The organism is Pseudomonas sp. MIACH (assembly GCF_001269925.1).
Classification (GTDB): Bacteria; Pseudomonadota; Gammaproteobacteria; order Pseudomonadales; family Pseudomonadaceae; genus Aquipseudomonas.
The window spans coordinates 1-13,906 of sequence record NZ_LHVO01000070.1; the positions used below are offsets into that span (position 1 = coordinate 1).

Genomic DNA, 13,906 nt, shown 5'->3' on the forward strand with positions numbered 1-13,906 from the left:
GCTTGTCCCGCGTTGGGCTGCGTAGCAGCCCCAGTAAAGCAGAATGCGGTGTATCAGACACTCTGTAGAGGCTGGTTTTGGGGCTGCTTCGCAGCCCAACGCGGGACAAGCCCGCTCGCCACAACAGCCCTATCTGCCGGGCGTTCAGCGTTGAACCAACGTTGTATAGATACCCACGCAGCGATAGCAGTCTTTCAGTCGCGCATCAGGTGACTGATGCCAGCGCCTACAGGTGTGCCGCCTGCTACAGATACTTCGCCATGATCTCGTCGACGACGCCGTCTTTACGCAACTGATCCAACGCCGCCTGCAGCTTGGCCACCACCTCATCCGGCACGTCCTTGTTCAGCGCCAGGTACAACTGGGCACTGTTGAACCGCAGCACGGTCTTGAGCCCCGTCACACCGACCTGGCGCGCAAGATAACGCCCGGCCGGGTCGCCGGTGGCCCACAGGTCGATCTGGCCATCGACGAGCTTTTGCGCGTTGTCCTGGTCGCGCAACACCACGAGCGGATTGAGACCCTGTTTCTCCAGGGTCTCGGCGATGGCATCGCCCTTGTAGGCACCGATCTTGTAGCGGCGCGCGTGCTCCAGGTCGTCGAGTTGGATCTTGCTGTCGGCCTTGGCCAGCAACACCCAGTCGTCCGGGCCGATGGGGCCGACCCATTTGAATAACGCCTCACGGTCCTGCAGGCGGGCCATTACGAATACGCCGTAACCGGGTTTTTCCAAGGCGAGTTTGTAGATTCGCTCCCAAGGAAAACGCAGGGTCAGATTGTAGGAAATGCCGGCGCGCTTGAAGGTCTCGCGCACAATATCCACGGCGATGCCTTCGATGTTCTCGTCCTTGGCGAAGTTCTTACCGTTCTTGGCCATGTTGTAGGGCGGGAAATTTTCCGTCAGCAACACCAGGGAGGCGTCAGACGGTTCTTCGGCATGGGCCGAGCCGGCCAATAGGAGGGACGTACTGGCGACGGCGAGCAGCAGGTGTTTGAACATGAAAGTTACCGGAATCCATGGCAAGCGCAGAGAGTGCCGCGCGCCTGCCATGGTGTCCAGCAACGTTTAGCGAACGACGATACCGCGCGCCGCCATGTAGGCCTTGGCCTCAGGAACGGTGTATTCGCCAAAGTGAAAAATACTCGCCGCCAGCACCGCGCTGGCATGGCCTTCGATCACGCCGTCGGCCAGGTGTTGCAGGTTACCGACACCGCCTGAGGCGATTACCGGAATACCCAGCGCATCGCTGATGGCGCGGGTCACGCCCAGGTCGAAGCCGTTCTTCATGCCGTCCTGGTCCATGCTGGTCAGCAGGATTTCGCCGGCGCCCAGACCTTCCATCTTCATCGCCCACTCCACCGCGTCCAGGCCGGTGGGCTTGCGCCCGCCGTGGGTGAAGATCTCCCAGCGCGGGGTTTCGCCCGGGCCGGAGACTTTCTTGGCGTCGATAGCGACCACGATGCATTGCGAGCCGAAGTGCTGCGCGGCTTCGCCGACGAACTCCGGGTTGAACACCGCAGCCGTGTTGATCGAGACCTTGTCCGCACCGGCATTGAGCAGGTTGCGGATGTCTTGCACGGTACGCACGCCACCGCCCACGGTCAGCGGGATAAACACCTGGCTGGCCATGCGCTCGACGGTATGCAACGTGGTGTCGCGACCATCGACGCTGGCGGTGATGTCGAGAAAGGTGATCTCGTCGGCACCTTGCTCATCGTAGCGACGGGCGATTTCCACCGGGTCGCCGGCGTCACGGATGTTCTCGAACTTGACGCCCTTGACCACGCGACCGTTGTCGACGTCCAGGCAAGGGATGATGCGTTTGGCCAGCGCCATGGTCAGTCCTCAGCCGTTGTAGGCATCGCAGTAAGCCTGGGCTTCGGCGACGTCCAGGGTACCTTCGTAGATCGCGCGGCCGGTGATGGCGCCGATGATCCCTGGCGCCTTGGCGTCCAGCAGCGACTTGATGTCGCCCAGGTTGTGAATACCGCCGGAAGCGATCACCGGGATCCTGGTCGCAGCGGCCAGCGCTGCGGTGAACGGCACGTTGCAGCCCTGCATCATGCCGTCTTTGGCGATGTCGGTATAAACGATGGCGGACACGCCGTCGGCTTCGAACTGCTTGGCCAGGTCGATGACTTGCACGGTGCTGATTTCAGCCCAGCCATCGGTGGCGACGAAACCGTCTTTTGCGTCCAGGCCCACGATCACTTTGCCCGGGAACGCGCGGCAGGCCTCGGCGACGAAGGCCGGGTCTTTCACGGCCTTGGTGCCGATGATGACGTAGCTGACGCCGGCTTTGACATAGTGCTCGATGGTTTCCAGGGAGCGGATACCGCCGCCGATCTGGATCGGCAGGTTCGGGTAGCGCTTGGCGATCGCGGTGACCACCTCGCCGTTGACCGGCTGGCCTTCGAAGGCGCCGTTCAAGTCCACCAGATGCAGACGACGGCAGCCCCCTTCCACCCATTTGGCAGCCATGCTCACCGGGTCATCGGAGAACACGGTGGAGTCTTCCATACGGCCTTGGCGCAGACGTACGCAGGCGCCGTCCTTGAGATCGATAGCGGGAATAATCAGCATCTGGCAAACCTTATTCGATATTCAGCAATGCTTGGGAAATCAGGGTTTCTCAAGCGACCACAGGTCGCTTTCGAGGCTTTCGAACCTTTCTTTAAGGAGCGTCTGCGTATCGAAAATCGCCCTGTTGTAATAGTGCGGAGCCACTTCGGTGGTGAACAGCTCAAGGATCTCGGCGACCTCGAACGAGCCCAGCTTGAGCTCGAAACGGTCTTCCATGAAGCGCTTGATCTTGAGGGTAGCCTCACTTTCCTGCTCAGGCGTGAGGTTCAAAATCGGCTGCTTCGGCTTCCTGGCCATTTACCAACGCCCATCCCAGGCGGCGAAGTTCTGCAGCAATTGCAGGCCATGGGTATGGCTCTTCTCCGGGTGGAACTGCACGGCGAAACGCGAACCTTCGGCCAGCGCGGCGGCAAAGTCGACGCCGTAGTGCCCGCCCCCCACCACCTGGCCCGGTTTACCGGCGGCGATGTAGTAGCTGTGCACGAAGTAGAAACGCGCCATGTCCGGCACTTCGTGCCACAGCGGGTGATCCACGGTCTGGCGGACTTCGTTCCAGCCCATGTGCGGGACTTTCAGGTGTTCGCCGTCTTCATGCAGGTCTTTGCCGAAGAATTTCACTTTGCCTGGGAACAGGCCGATGCAGTCGACCCCGTCGTTCTCTTCACTGCTGTCGAGCAAGGCTTGCATGCCTACGCAGATGCCGAGGAACGGCCGGTCCTGGCTGACTTCACGCACCAGGCTGTCGAAGCCCAGGCGGCGAATCTCGGCCATGCAGTCGCGAATCGCGCCAACCCCCGGGAACACCACCCGGTCGGCTTCGCGAATCACGTCGGCATCGCTGGTGATCAGCACCTTGCCGGCACCTACGTGCTCGAGGGCCTTGGCCACCGAGTGCAGGTTACCCATGCCGTAATCGATAACCGCGACCGTCTGCATTACAGGACGCCCTTGGTCGACGGCATTTGCCCGGCCATGCGGTCATCCAGCTCTACGGCCATGCGCAGGGCGCGACCGAAGGCCTTGAACACGGTCTCGATCTGGTGGTGGGTGTTGGTGCCGCGCAGGTTGTCGATGTGCAGGCTGACGAGTGCGTGGTTGACGAAGCCCTGGAAAAATTCCTGGAACAGGTCGACGTCAAAGCCGCCGACGGTGGCGCGGGTGTACGGCACGTGCATCTGCAGGCCTGGGCGGCCGGAGAAGTCGATGACCACACGCGACAGCGCTTCGTCCAGCGGGACATAGGCGTGACCGTAGCGACGGATGCCTTTTTTGTCGCCGATGGCCTTGGCAAACGCCTGGCCGAGGGTGATGCCTACGTCTTCCACCGTGTGGTGGTCGTCGATATGCAGGTCGCCCTTGCTGACGATATCCAGGTCGATCAGCCCGTGACGGGCGATCTGGTCCAGCATGTGCTCAAGAAAAGGTACACCGATATCAAATCGGGCCTTTCCGGTGCCATCCAGGTTGATCGAGGCTTTGATCTGGGTTTCCAGAGTGTCGCGCTCGACGGACGCCTTACGTTCGGCCATCACCAGCTCCGCAAAATCATTGGGCGAAAAAGGCAGCCATTATAGGGGCGCGGGCGCTAAACAGAAACATCGAAGGGGATAAGACTGACGAATTGAAGCGGGGAATGTCGGGGGTAGACATGTATACACAAGCGGGCGCGCCAGGATGGTGCGCCCGCTTGTATTCAACTTAGTGGAACAGTACCGCCGTCTTCTGCAGGGTCACCCACACACCCCACGCCAACGGAATACCCACCACCAGCCAGGCGGCAATTGCCAATGGCACGGTGCCGGAGGCTGCTTTCCACTCCAGGGAAGTGCTGGCATCCGCACCTTTGTCGTGGCCCAGCGCCTGTTCGGCGGCCAGTTCTGCATCGGTCATGAAGTACTTGTCGGCCACCGGGCGGACCAGCAGGTTGCAGATAAAGCCCAGCACCAGCAGGCCAGCGAGGATGTACAAGGTGATGTCATAGGCTGCAGCGCGTTCAACGCCGATGCTCAGTTGATACTCACGCAGGTAGTTCACCAACACCGGGCCCAGTACGCCCGCGGCTGCCCAAGCGGTCAGCAGGCGACCGTGGATCGCGCCGACCATCTGGGTACCGAACAGGTCCGCCAGGTAGGCCGGGACAGTCGCAAAACCACCGCCGTACATCGACAGGATGATGCAGAACGCCGCCACGAACAGCGCCACGTTGCCCAGGTGCCCCAGGTTCGGGATCAGCGCATACAGGGCAAAGCCCAGGGCGAAGAACACGAAGTAGGTGTTTTTACGGCCCAGGTAGTCGGAGAACGACGCCCAGAAGAACCGACCACCGATGTTGAACAGGCTCAACAGACCCGTGAAACCTGCAGCGATGGCCGCGATGGAGGCCAGTTGACCGGCGTCCAGTTGACCGAACGGCACATCAACACCCAGCAACTTGCCGCCAAACACTTCCTGCAGCAGCGGCGAAGCCATGCCGAGGATGCCGATACCCGCCGACACGTTCAGGCACAGCACCAGCCATACCAGGCGGAATTGCGGGGTTTTCCACGCCACATTCACATGCACGTGACGGTGAGTGATCATTGCGTTGCTGGCTTTTTTAGCCGGTGCGGTCCAGCCCTCAGGCTTCCAGCCAGTCGGCGGAACACGGTAGGACAGTGCGCCACCGATCATGAACACGAAGTAGATCGCGGCCATCACCAGAAAGCTTTGCCATACGCCCACACTGGTCGGCGAACCGAAGTGCCCCATCAGCGCTGCCGCCAGCGGGGCGCCCACCATTGCGCCGCCGCCGAAGCCCATGATCGCCATGCCGGTGGCCATGCCGCGCTTGTCCGGGAACCACTTGATCAGGGTCGATACGGGCGAGATATACCCAAGGCCCAGGCCGATACCGCCAATGACCCCGGAGCCGATCCACATCAGCCAGATCTGGTGGGTATAGATACCCAACGCCGAGATCAGCAGGCCGCCGCACCAGCACAGCGCCGAAACCACACCGGCCTTGCGTGGACCGGCATGCTCCAGCCAGCCACCCCAGATCGCTGCCGAGCAGCCCAGGAAGATGAAGAACAGGGTGTAGATCCAGCCCAGCATGGAGATGGGCCAGTCGCATTGGGACGAGAAGACTTGGGCGATAAAGCTCATGTCCGGCGCGCAGGCGACCGGTTTGGTGATACCCAGCGCCTTGGACAGCGGCAGCCAGAACACCGAGAAGCCGTAGGCCATGCCGATGCACAGGTGGATGGCCAGGGCGGCCGGCGGAACCAGCCAGCGGTTGAACCCTGGCTTGGCGATAATGCGCTCCTTGGACAGGAACGCTGGCTGTGCGGCGGTAGCGCCAGCCACATTGCTAGTGCTCATTGGTGTATCCCCCAGTTATTAGTATGCGTTCGTCAGGCGCTCTCCCCCTCGGCCTTGCACGCAAAGCGTGGCCGTTTTGTTGAGTGAAGCTCCATTTTGGCGCGACGATAAGTCGCAGAAGGCGAACGAACGGCCGAAGATTAGCATTAGCCGATGACAGAAAAACCAAAATGACATCATCTTTTTGCGATTTTTCGGTTTTATTGGCGTCAAAAACCCGTTTTCGCCCCCATGGATACAATGTAACGATCGGTGACCTGACGCCGGCCATCGGGCGTTATACTCTGCGGCTAAATTTTGAAATCGACATACAAGGACTCGCCCATGAAAGCGTTCGGCAAAATCCTGGGTCTGGTACTTCTCGGGCTGTTGCTGATCATTGTGGCTCTCGGCTTTGCCCTGACCCATCTCTTCGATCCCAACGACTATAAAGACGAGATTCGCCAGATTGCCCGCGACAAGGCCCACATCGAGCTGACGCTCAATGGCGATATCGGCTGGAGCCTGTTCCCCTGGCTCGGCCTTGAACTGCACGAAGCCAGCGTGGCGACCCTGACTACGCCGACCCAACCGTTTGCCGACCTGCAAATGCTCGGCCTGTCGGTGCGCGTGCTGCCGCTGCTGCGTCGCGAGGTGCAAATGAGCGATGTGCGTGTCGAAGGACTGAACCTGCGCCTTAACCGCGACAAGCAGGGCCATGGCAACTGGGAAGACATCGGCAAGACCGCGCCGGTAGCCACCACCGACACGCCGGCCACTCCCGCCCCAGCACAGCCGGCCCCCGAGGTAAAACCGGAGAAGCCGGCCCAGCCGATCCGCCTGGATATCGACAGCCTGACGATCAACAACGCCCGCGTCGAATACAACGATGAACTGACCGGCAAGCAATTCAGCGCGGAAAGCATCCAACTCAGCGCCGGCGCCGTGCACGAAGGTGCAAGCATTCCGGTCAAGCTCACCGCCTTCTTCGGCAGCAACCAGCCGGTGATGCGCGTCAAGACCGAGCTCAACGGCAACCTGCGTATCGAGCGAGCGCTCAAGCGCTACCAGTTCGAAGACATGAAAGTCACCGGCGAAGCCACGGGTGAGCCGCTGCAAGGCAAGACCGTGACCTTCTCCACCCAGGGCCAGTTGCTGGTGGACCAGGCGGCCAATATCGCCGAATGGACCAACCTGAAACTCTCGGCCAACCAGCTGCGCGCCCTGGGCGAGCTGAAGGTCAACGACCTGGACAAGACCCCGCAGCTCAGCGGCGCGCTGTCCATCGCCCAGTTTGACCTGGCCAAGTTCCTCGACAGCGTCGGCAATCCGCTGCCGCCCATGGCCGAGGGCAGCCTGAGCAAGGTCGAGTTGGTCAGCCGCCTCAAGGGCACACCGAACAGCCTGGCGCTGGAAGACCTCAACCTGAAACTCGACGGCAGCACCTTCACCGGTCGCATCGCCGTGGACGACTTCGCCAAGCAAGCGCTGCGCGTGCAGCTCAAGGGCGATACCTTCAACGCCGACAACTACCTGCCGGCCAAGTCCGAATCCGCCAAAGGGGCAAGCGCCGCACGCCAGGCCGAAGTGCAGAACAGCGAAGCCGGCGCAATGGCCGCCGGGGGCACCACACCGCTGCCGGAAGCACCGACCAAAGGCGCCTGGAGCACCGACAAACTGCTGCCACTGGCTCACCTGCGCACGCTGGACGTAGACGCCGACCTCGCCTTCGGCCAACTGACCCTGAGCAAATTGCCGATCCAGAATGCCGTGCTCAAGGCCTCCGGCATCGATGGCCAGCTCAAGCTCGACACCCTGAGCGGCGGCCTCTACAACGGCACCTTCCAGGCCAATGGCACGCTCGATGTGCGCCAGGATGTTCCAGTGCTGGCCCTGCAAAGCCGGATCAAGCAAGTGCCGGTCGAACGCATCCTGCAGGCACAGGGGCAAACGCCACCGGTGAAAGGCCAGGTCACCCTCGACAGCAACCTCAGCGGCCGCGGCAACAGCCAGAAAGCCCTGATCGACAGCCTCAACGGCACCGCCAGCTTTGTGATCAACAACGGCGTGCTGCTCAACGCCAACCTCGAGCAGCAACTGTGCACCGGTATCGCCCTGCTCAACCGCAAGACCTTGAGCGGCGAACAACGCGGCAAGGACACCCCCTTCCAGGAATTGAAGGGCAACCTGACCTTCCGTAACGGCGTGGCCAATAACCCCGACCTGAAAGTGCGCATCCCCGGGCTGACCGTCAACGGCAACGGTGACGTCGACCTGCGTGTGCTGGGCATGGATTACCGCGTCGGCATCATCGTTGAAGGTGACCAGCGCGAAGTACCGGACCCTGCCTGCGAAGTCGGCTCCAACTTCCAGGGCATCGAAGTGCCGCTGCGCTGCCGTGGCCCGCTGGAACTGGGCGCCAAGGCCTGCCGCCTGGACAAGGACGGCCTGAGCCAGGTCGCGATCAAGGCGGCCGGCAACAAGCTCAGCGAGAAGCTGGAAGAGAAGCTCGACAAGGTTAACCCGCAGCTCAAAGATGCTTTGAAAGGCCTGTTCAAACGATGAGAGACGAGCAGTTTTCAACGGCGGTGCTGGACTGGTATGACCGCCACGGCCGCCATGACCTGCCCTGGCAACAGGGCATCACGCCTTACCGGGTGTGGGTCTCGGAGATCATGCTGCAACAGACCCAGGTGAGTACCGTCCTCAATTACTTCGACCGTTTCATGGCGTCCCTGCCAACGGTCGAAGCCCTGGCCGCCGCGCCGGAAGACGAAGTGCTGCACCTGTGGACGGGCCTGGGTTACTACACACGGGCGCGCAACCTGCAAAAGACCGCGAAGATCGTGGTGGCCGAGTACGGTGGCGAGTTTCCAAGGGATGTGGAAAAACTCACTGAGTTGCCCGGCATCGGCCTGTCCACTGCGGGCGCGATTGCCAGCCTGAGCATGGGCCTGCGCGCGCCGATCCTCGACGGCAACGTCAAACGCGTACTGGCGCGCTTTACCGCTCAAGAGGGCTACCCAGGCGAACCCAAGGTAGCTAAACAGCTGTGGGCTACCGCAGAGCGCTTCACGCCCCATGATCGCGTCAATGCCTACACCCAGGCGATGATGGACATGGGCGCCACCCTCTGCACGCGCAGCAAACCCAGTTGCCTGCTGTGCCCGCTGGAAAAAGGCTGCGAAGCCCACATGCTCGGCCTGGAGACGCGCTACCCGATCCCCAAGCCGCGCAAGACCATCCCGCAGAAACGCACGCTGATGCCGATGCTGGCCAATGCCGAGGGCGCGATTCTGCTTTACCGTCGCCCTTCCACCGGCCTGTGGGGCGGCTTGTGGAGCCTGCCCGAGCTGGACGACCTGCAAGACCTCGAACACCTGGCCAGCCAGCACGCGCTCGAACTGGGCAAACACCAGGCACTGCCAGGGCTGATCCACACCTTCAGTCATTTCCAACTGGCCATCGAACCCTGGCTGGTCCAGGTCGAGGAATCCGCCCATCACGTGGCCGAGGCCGACTGGCTCTGGTATAACCTCGCCACCCCGCCGCGCCTGGGCCTTGCCGCCCCGGTAAAGAAACTGCTGAAACGCGCGGCCGATGTATTGAACGCAGGAGAGTCGTCATGACCCGCACCATCATGTGCCGCAAGTACCACGAAGAATTGCCTGCCCTGGACCGCGCGCCGTTTCCAGGCGCCAAGGGCCAGGACATTTTCGACAACGTCTCCGCCAAGGCCTGGGCCGACTGGCAAAAACACCAGACCCTGCTGATCAACGAAAAACGCCTGAACATGATGAACGCCGAAGACCGCAAATACCTGCAAGGCGAGATGGACAAGTTCTTTTCCGGCGAGGATTACGCCAAGGCCGACGGCTACGTGCCACCTGCTCAATAATTGATCAAAAACCGGGGTCGGCACGTAAGCGACGGTAATAATTAAATATTTTTTGAAAACTTGCTTGACGACCCCCTGAAAAACCCGTTTAATGCGCCCCGTTGCCCAGATAGCTCAGTCGGTAGAGCAGGGGATTGAAAATCCCCGTGTCGGCGGTTCGATTCCGTCTCTGGGCACCACTCATTAGTTTCAGGTGGTGCGAACGTCATCTGAAACACACAAGAAACCCGCCTAGTGCGGGTTTTTTGTTGTCTGCAATTTGAGCTATCCAAGTCGCGATTTTGAGATGAGGCGGCTGGTTCATTCCAGCCGAAACACCATCAGTGGGTTGTCATTCAAACGCCCTTCAAAACTTGGCGCCTGATGCTCCAGAGGCGTGCCCTTGAGCAACGCGGTTTCCTTGCGCGCCACAATGACCCACGACGGTCGCGGTAACGCGCTCAATCGCTCAACGTCTGCAGCGCTGATAAACGACGGCTGCTCGTCATGGTCCAGATTCATCATGTAACGCACCGCCCAGGTGTCCCTGCCGAGATTCAGGAATACCAGTTGCCCAGGCTGCGATACGCGAAGCGCTTCCACCTGGCGGACGAATTGCCGAGTGTCGAACTGCAAATCCTTGGCAGGCTCCACCACCGTCACCAGCACCAGCCACTGCGCAGCCAGCGCGAATACACTGAGCCACACCAGCCGCTCGAGGCGTCGCCAGGCAATCAGCGCCGCAACTTGCAGCACCACCAGCGCGCTAATCAACAACGGCAACGAGACGCCAGGCCAGTACCCGTGTTTCTGCCCCCCATGCCGACAGACAAACACGACAACCACGCACAACGCCGGTAGCGCTGCGACAAGCCCCTCATAGCATCGGCGCACCCCGACGAGCCAGCCTTGCGCCTGGAGCAGCCCATAGGCGGCGACAGCGGCAAACATCGGCACCATGGGCAAAATGTAATAGGCGCGTTTGAAGTGCGGCACCGACAACCCGAGCAAGATCATCAAGCCGCAGGCACCGAGCCGCATCACCAGTTGCACAGGGTCATCGAACCGTTCACTCCAGCGATGACGCAGCGCCACCAATGTGGCCAACGCCAACGGGACCACAGGGAAATAGCGGTACAAACTCAGCTGGAAATAGAAATAGAACGGCTCGCCGGTTTCATCGAGGCGCCCGCCCACTTGCATCTTGAACACCTCATCCGCAAACGCATCGCCACCGCTGATACGCGCCAGCTTCACCAGCAGCCACCAACACGCCGCCAGCAACACCAGGCCTACGACTCCGTGAGCCAAAACCTGCTTGACCCGCGCGCCGGGACGACCCAGCGCCCAATACACGCACACCACGCCACAGACTTCGATCAAGCCCAAAGGCCCGCGAATCGCAAACCCCAGGATGAACAGCGGGAACACCGCAAGCTGGCGCGATCGCGAGCCGAGGCGCTCACCGCTGTGCAGCAGGTAGAAACTGCCCACACACAGCAACACCACCATCTGGTCCAGGCAGACCGAGCGCGACTTTTCCAGCAGTTGGGTGGTCAGCAACGTCAGCAGCACCGTGAGCAACGCCCATGGGCGACTCGCCGGGACCAGCAAGCGATAGATCAAGGCCACGACCCCGGCGGATGCAAGAGCAGTGGGCAGCACATTGGCCAAGTGGTTGGGCGCCCCGAACAGCCGGGCAAATACGTAACTGAAGAAGGTCGCGGTACCGGGGTAGTCCGCGTAGGGCTGCCCATAGGTGGTAGGGAAAAGACTCGCTCCATGGCGAAACATTTCCTGCAGGAACAGCGCCCAGCGCCCGTCAAATCCTTGCGGCTGCTGATCCCAGATCCCCAGGGTAAACAGCAGCAAGGCGATCAGGAAAATGCCCAGGGACTCCAGGCGAAAACGGTTGCGTTGATCCATCGGTAGACCTGTCAGGTAGGGAGCGCCAACCTATGGTGCCGAGCGCGCCCCTGAATAACGCCTGAACAAACCTGAACATTGGCGCTTTTACCGACCTTCGGGCCACACCCCTCTCGGGATCAGCCGAACGTAAATCAACTCGCCGACCAACTCGACCAGGGTTTGCAGGATCACCGCCGTCGCCGCCAGCCCACGCACATCGTCGGGCAGCGCCAGCGCCAGGGGCAGCACCACCAGCGAATTCCGTGTCGACGCGCTGAACGTCACTGCCCGGGCCGTTACCGCCGGCAGCGCGAACAGCCGCGACGCAAGCACCCCCATTAATGGCGCCAGCACCAGAAAGCCGATATACACCGGGATCACCGGCAGCAACAGGCTGATGTCACGTACCACCGAAGTGATCTGCGAACCGATCACCACGAACAACACCCCCGCCATCGCAGGCACCGGCAACCATGCCCAGGCATTGTTCCAGGCATTGATAAGCGCCGATCGGCGCGCCAGGGATGCAGTGATCACCGCCAGCACCATCGGCAGCACAATCAACCATACAAACGCCTCTATAAACGGCCCCACCGCTACCACCACCCCGGACTGCGCCCCCAGCATCAACCCCAGGTACACCGGCAACAGCAGCAACTGCAGCAACAACAGCACCGGCGTCGCCGCCAGCATCAAGCGTGAATCGCCTTTACCGATATGGGTAAACACCACCACGTAGTCGATACACGGCGTCAGCAACACCAGCAATGCGCCCACCAGCAATGCCGGGCGCTCCAGCAGGCCACGGGTCAACACCCACACCAGCAACGGCACGAGGATGAAATTGGCCAACAGCAGCGCCGACAGAAAGCGCTTGTGACTCAAGCTCTGGCGCAGGTCCAGAAAAGGGATTTGCAGGAACATCGCATACATCAACACCGCGATGGCGGGCGTGACCAGCACGCCGAGGCCATGGGCCAACGAAGGCGCGAACACGCCGAAAGCCGCAGCCAGGAGGACAGCGGCGAAGTAGAGGGGGATCTGGTGGCGTTCGAGGGTGTCGCGGGTCATGGTCGAGCTCAGATCAATCGAAAGATCGTCAGCCTATGCACCCAAAGGGCCAAGGTCGAGCGTCATGGCCATCTTCACACCCATGGCGCGCTAAATTTGTTAATTTCGGTTCCCTATAAAAAGCGCGTGAGCCTCCAAGCACCACAAAAAAGCGCACGGATCGAGCGGACCTATGAACCTGCCAACCCGCCCCACCCAAGAAGCATTCCTCGAATCCGCCGCAGACGGCCACCCCCTCGGCGGCTTCACCTGGCGCCACCCGCGCACCGACCTAGAACGCGCGGTCGTCATCATCAACGCCGCCACCTCCGTGCGCTGCCGCCACTACTCACGTTTCGCCGACTACCTGTTCGCCAACGGCTTCGACGTGATCACCTACGACTATCGCGGCATCGGTGAGTCCCGCAGCGGTTCGTTACGCGGTTTCAAGGCGTCGTGGTCGGATTGGGGCACGCTGGATTTCGAAGCGATCCTGCTGCGGGCACAGCGGGAGTTTCCAGGCCAACCGATTGATGTGGTCGGCCACAGTTTTGGTGGCTGTGCGGCGGGGCTCGGGGCATCCGGCGCGGTGATCCGGCGAATCGTGACCGTGGGCGCGCAGTTCGCCTATTGGCGCGATTACGCAGCCGCCGGGCGCTGGCAGATGCTTGCCAAATGGCATGTGGTAATGCCAGTGGTAACGGCACTCTGCGGGTATTTCCCCGGCAAGCGCTTGGGTTGGCTGGAGGATACGCCGGCAGGCGTGGTGCGCGACTGGTCCACGCCAACGCCCCGGTACGAGACGCGGCCCAGCGGGCGTGCCCTGGCGGACTTGCCATTCAGTCGTGTGAAGGCGCAGATGCTGGCGATCAGCATCACCGATGACCCGTTCGGCACCGTGGCGGCAATTGAGCGATTGCTGGGCTATTTCGCAAACAGCGAGCGCACCCATCTGCGCATCGCCCCGGAAGACATCGGCGAAAAACAGGTCGGACATTTCGCGTTCTTTCGCAGCGAGTATCAGGATCGATTGTGGCCGATTGCACTGGCTTGGCTGCAACACGGTCAATTAACGGCGGATACCCTTGGGATTTCCCTCAACCTGCGCTTCAATACCCCACCCAGATCCTGACCCAAGGACGTGAGCC

At 61.3% G+C, this 13,906-nt stretch carries 13 protein-coding genes and 1 tRNA gene; 5 read left to right on the forward strand and 9 right to left on the reverse strand.

All coding sequences use genetic code 11. The features are described from left to right. Positions 1–244: 244 nt before the first annotated feature. The 7 genes from AD670_RS30215 to AD670_RS30245 all read right to left on the reverse strand — a co-directional run bounded on the left by AD670_RS30215 (position 245) and on the right by AD670_RS30245 (position 5,944). Positions 245–1,000 carry an ABC transporter substrate-binding protein gene (locus AD670_RS30215; RefSeq protein ID WP_053140824.1) on the reverse strand — a complete coding sequence of 252 codons (756 nt, stop codon included), beginning with the start codon at positions 998–1,000 and terminating at the stop codon, positions 245–247. Between the two features lie 66 nt (positions 1,001–1,066). Continuing rightward, positions 1,067–1,837, reverse strand: a complete 771-nt coding sequence (hisF, locus tag AD670_RS30220) for an imidazole glycerol phosphate synthase subunit HisF (protein ID WP_003171107.1) — start codon at positions 1,835–1,837, stop codon at positions 1,067–1,069. 9 nt (positions 1,838–1,846) lie between these two features. Further along, positions 1,847–2,584: a 1-(5-phosphoribosyl)-5-[(5-phosphoribosylamino)methylideneamino]imidazole-4-carboxamide isomerase gene (gene hisA / locus AD670_RS30225; protein ID WP_008435688.1), complete on the reverse strand. Its 738-nt coding sequence runs from the start codon at positions 2,582–2,584 to the stop codon at positions 1,847–1,849. Positions 2,585–2,623: 39 nt separating this feature from the next. Beyond that, positions 2,624–2,881 carry a DUF2164 domain-containing protein gene (locus AD670_RS30230; RefSeq protein ID WP_053140827.1) on the reverse strand — a complete coding sequence of 86 codons (258 nt, stop codon included), beginning with the start codon at positions 2,879–2,881 and terminating at the stop codon, positions 2,624–2,626. After that, on the reverse strand, positions 2,882–3,520 hold the full coding sequence (gene hisH / locus AD670_RS30235) for an imidazole glycerol phosphate synthase subunit HisH (RefSeq protein ID WP_053140830.1): 639 nt from the start codon (positions 3,518–3,520) through the stop codon (positions 2,882–2,884). Continuing rightward, positions 3,520–4,113: an imidazoleglycerol-phosphate dehydratase HisB gene (gene hisB / locus AD670_RS30240; RefSeq protein ID WP_003218037.1), complete on the reverse strand. Its 594-nt coding sequence runs from the start codon at positions 4,111–4,113 to the stop codon at positions 3,520–3,522. The genes hisH and hisB overlap by 1 nt, the downstream gene beginning before the upstream one ends. Positions 4,114–4,282: 169 nt before the next feature. Further along, on the reverse strand, positions 4,283–5,944 hold the full coding sequence (locus AD670_RS30245; RefSeq protein WP_053140833.1) for an OFA family MFS transporter: 1,662 nt from the start codon (positions 5,942–5,944) through the stop codon (positions 4,283–4,285). 324 nt (positions 5,945–6,268) lie between these two features. Between AD670_RS30245 and AD670_RS30250 the strand changes: the two genes are divergently transcribed. The 4 genes from AD670_RS30250 (at position 6,269) to AD670_RS30265 (ending at position 10,000) form a co-directional block, all read left to right on the forward strand. Beyond that, positions 6,269–8,488, forward strand: coding sequence for an AsmA family protein (locus AD670_RS30250; RefSeq protein ID WP_053140836.1), 2,220 nt, complete (start codon positions 6,269–6,271; stop codon positions 8,486–8,488). Beyond that, positions 8,485–9,552 carry an A/G-specific adenine glycosylase gene (mutY, locus tag AD670_RS30255; protein WP_053140839.1) on the forward strand — a complete coding sequence of 356 codons (1,068 nt, stop codon included), beginning with the start codon at positions 8,485–8,487 and terminating at the stop codon, positions 9,550–9,552. The genes AD670_RS30250 and mutY overlap by 4 nt, the downstream gene beginning before the upstream one ends. Beyond that, positions 9,549–9,821: an oxidative damage protection protein gene (locus AD670_RS30260; protein ID WP_053140842.1), complete on the forward strand. Its 273-nt coding sequence runs from the start codon at positions 9,549–9,551 to the stop codon at positions 9,819–9,821. Before mutY ends, AD670_RS30260 begins: the two co-directional genes overlap by 4 nt. Positions 9,822–9,924: 103 nt before the next feature. After that, positions 9,925–10,000, forward strand: a tRNA-Phe gene (locus tag AD670_RS30265). Between the two features lie 121 nt (positions 10,001–10,121). Here the strand turns inward: AD670_RS30265 and AD670_RS30270 are convergent. After that, entirely contained in the window at positions 10,122–11,726 is a 1,605-nt protein-coding gene (locus tag AD670_RS30270; protein WP_053140845.1) for a glycosyltransferase family 39 protein, read from the reverse strand. 87 nt (positions 11,727–11,813) lie between these two features. After that, positions 11,814–12,779 carry an arsenic resistance protein gene (locus AD670_RS30275; RefSeq protein WP_053140848.1) on the reverse strand — a complete coding sequence of 322 codons (966 nt, stop codon included), beginning with the start codon at positions 12,777–12,779 and terminating at the stop codon, positions 11,814–11,816. 172 nt (positions 12,780–12,951) lie between these two features. On the opposite strand from AD670_RS30275, the gene AD670_RS30280 reads away from it, so the two are divergent. Continuing rightward, positions 12,952–13,890 (forward strand): alpha/beta fold hydrolase, encoded by a 939-nt coding sequence (locus AD670_RS30280; RefSeq protein WP_053140852.1) that lies wholly within the window; start codon positions 12,952–12,954, stop codon positions 13,888–13,890. Positions 13,891–13,906: the final 16 nt, after the last annotated feature.

Bases quoted from the DNA above. Each gene is read 5' to 3' on its own strand.
- AD670_RS30215 (WP_053140824.1), bottom strand. From the start codon at position 1,000: ATGTTCAAACACCTGCTGCTCGCCGTCGCCAGTACGTCCCTCCTATTG.
- hisF (WP_003171107.1), bottom strand. From the start codon at position 1,837: ATGGCGCTGGCCAAACGCATCATCCCTTGCCTGGACGTCGACAACGGT.
- hisA (WP_008435688.1), bottom strand. From the start codon at position 2,584: ATGCTGATTATTCCCGCTATCGATCTCAAGGACGGCGCCTGCGTACGT.
- AD670_RS30230 (WP_053140827.1), bottom strand. From the start codon at position 2,881: ATGGCCAGGAAGCCGAAGCAGCCGATTTTGAACCTCACGCCTGAGCAG.
- hisH (WP_053140830.1), bottom strand. From the start codon at position 3,520: ATGCAGACGGTCGCGGTTATCGATTACGGCATGGGTAACCTGCACTCG.
- hisB (WP_003218037.1), bottom strand. From the start codon at position 4,113: ATGGCCGAACGTAAGGCGTCCGTCGAGCGCGACACTCTGGAAACCCAG.
- AD670_RS30245 (WP_053140833.1), bottom strand. From the start codon at position 5,944: ATGAGCACTAGCAATGTGGCTGGCGCTACCGCCGCACAGCCAGCGTTC.
- AD670_RS30250 (WP_053140836.1), top strand. From the start codon at position 6,269: ATGAAAGCGTTCGGCAAAATCCTGGGTCTGGTACTTCTCGGGCTGTTG.
- mutY (WP_053140839.1), top strand. From the start codon at position 8,485: ATGAGAGACGAGCAGTTTTCAACGGCGGTGCTGGACTGGTATGACCGC.
- AD670_RS30260 (WP_053140842.1), top strand. From the start codon at position 9,549: ATGACCCGCACCATCATGTGCCGCAAGTACCACGAAGAATTGCCTGCC.
- AD670_RS30270 (WP_053140845.1), bottom strand. From the start codon at position 11,726: ATGGATCAACGCAACCGTTTTCGCCTGGAGTCCCTGGGCATTTTCCTG.
- AD670_RS30275 (WP_053140848.1), bottom strand. From the start codon at position 12,779: ATGACCCGCGACACCCTCGAACGCCACCAGATCCCCCTCTACTTCGCC.
- AD670_RS30280 (WP_053140852.1), top strand. From the start codon at position 12,952: ATGAACCTGCCAACCCGCCCCACCCAAGAAGCATTCCTCGAATCCGCC.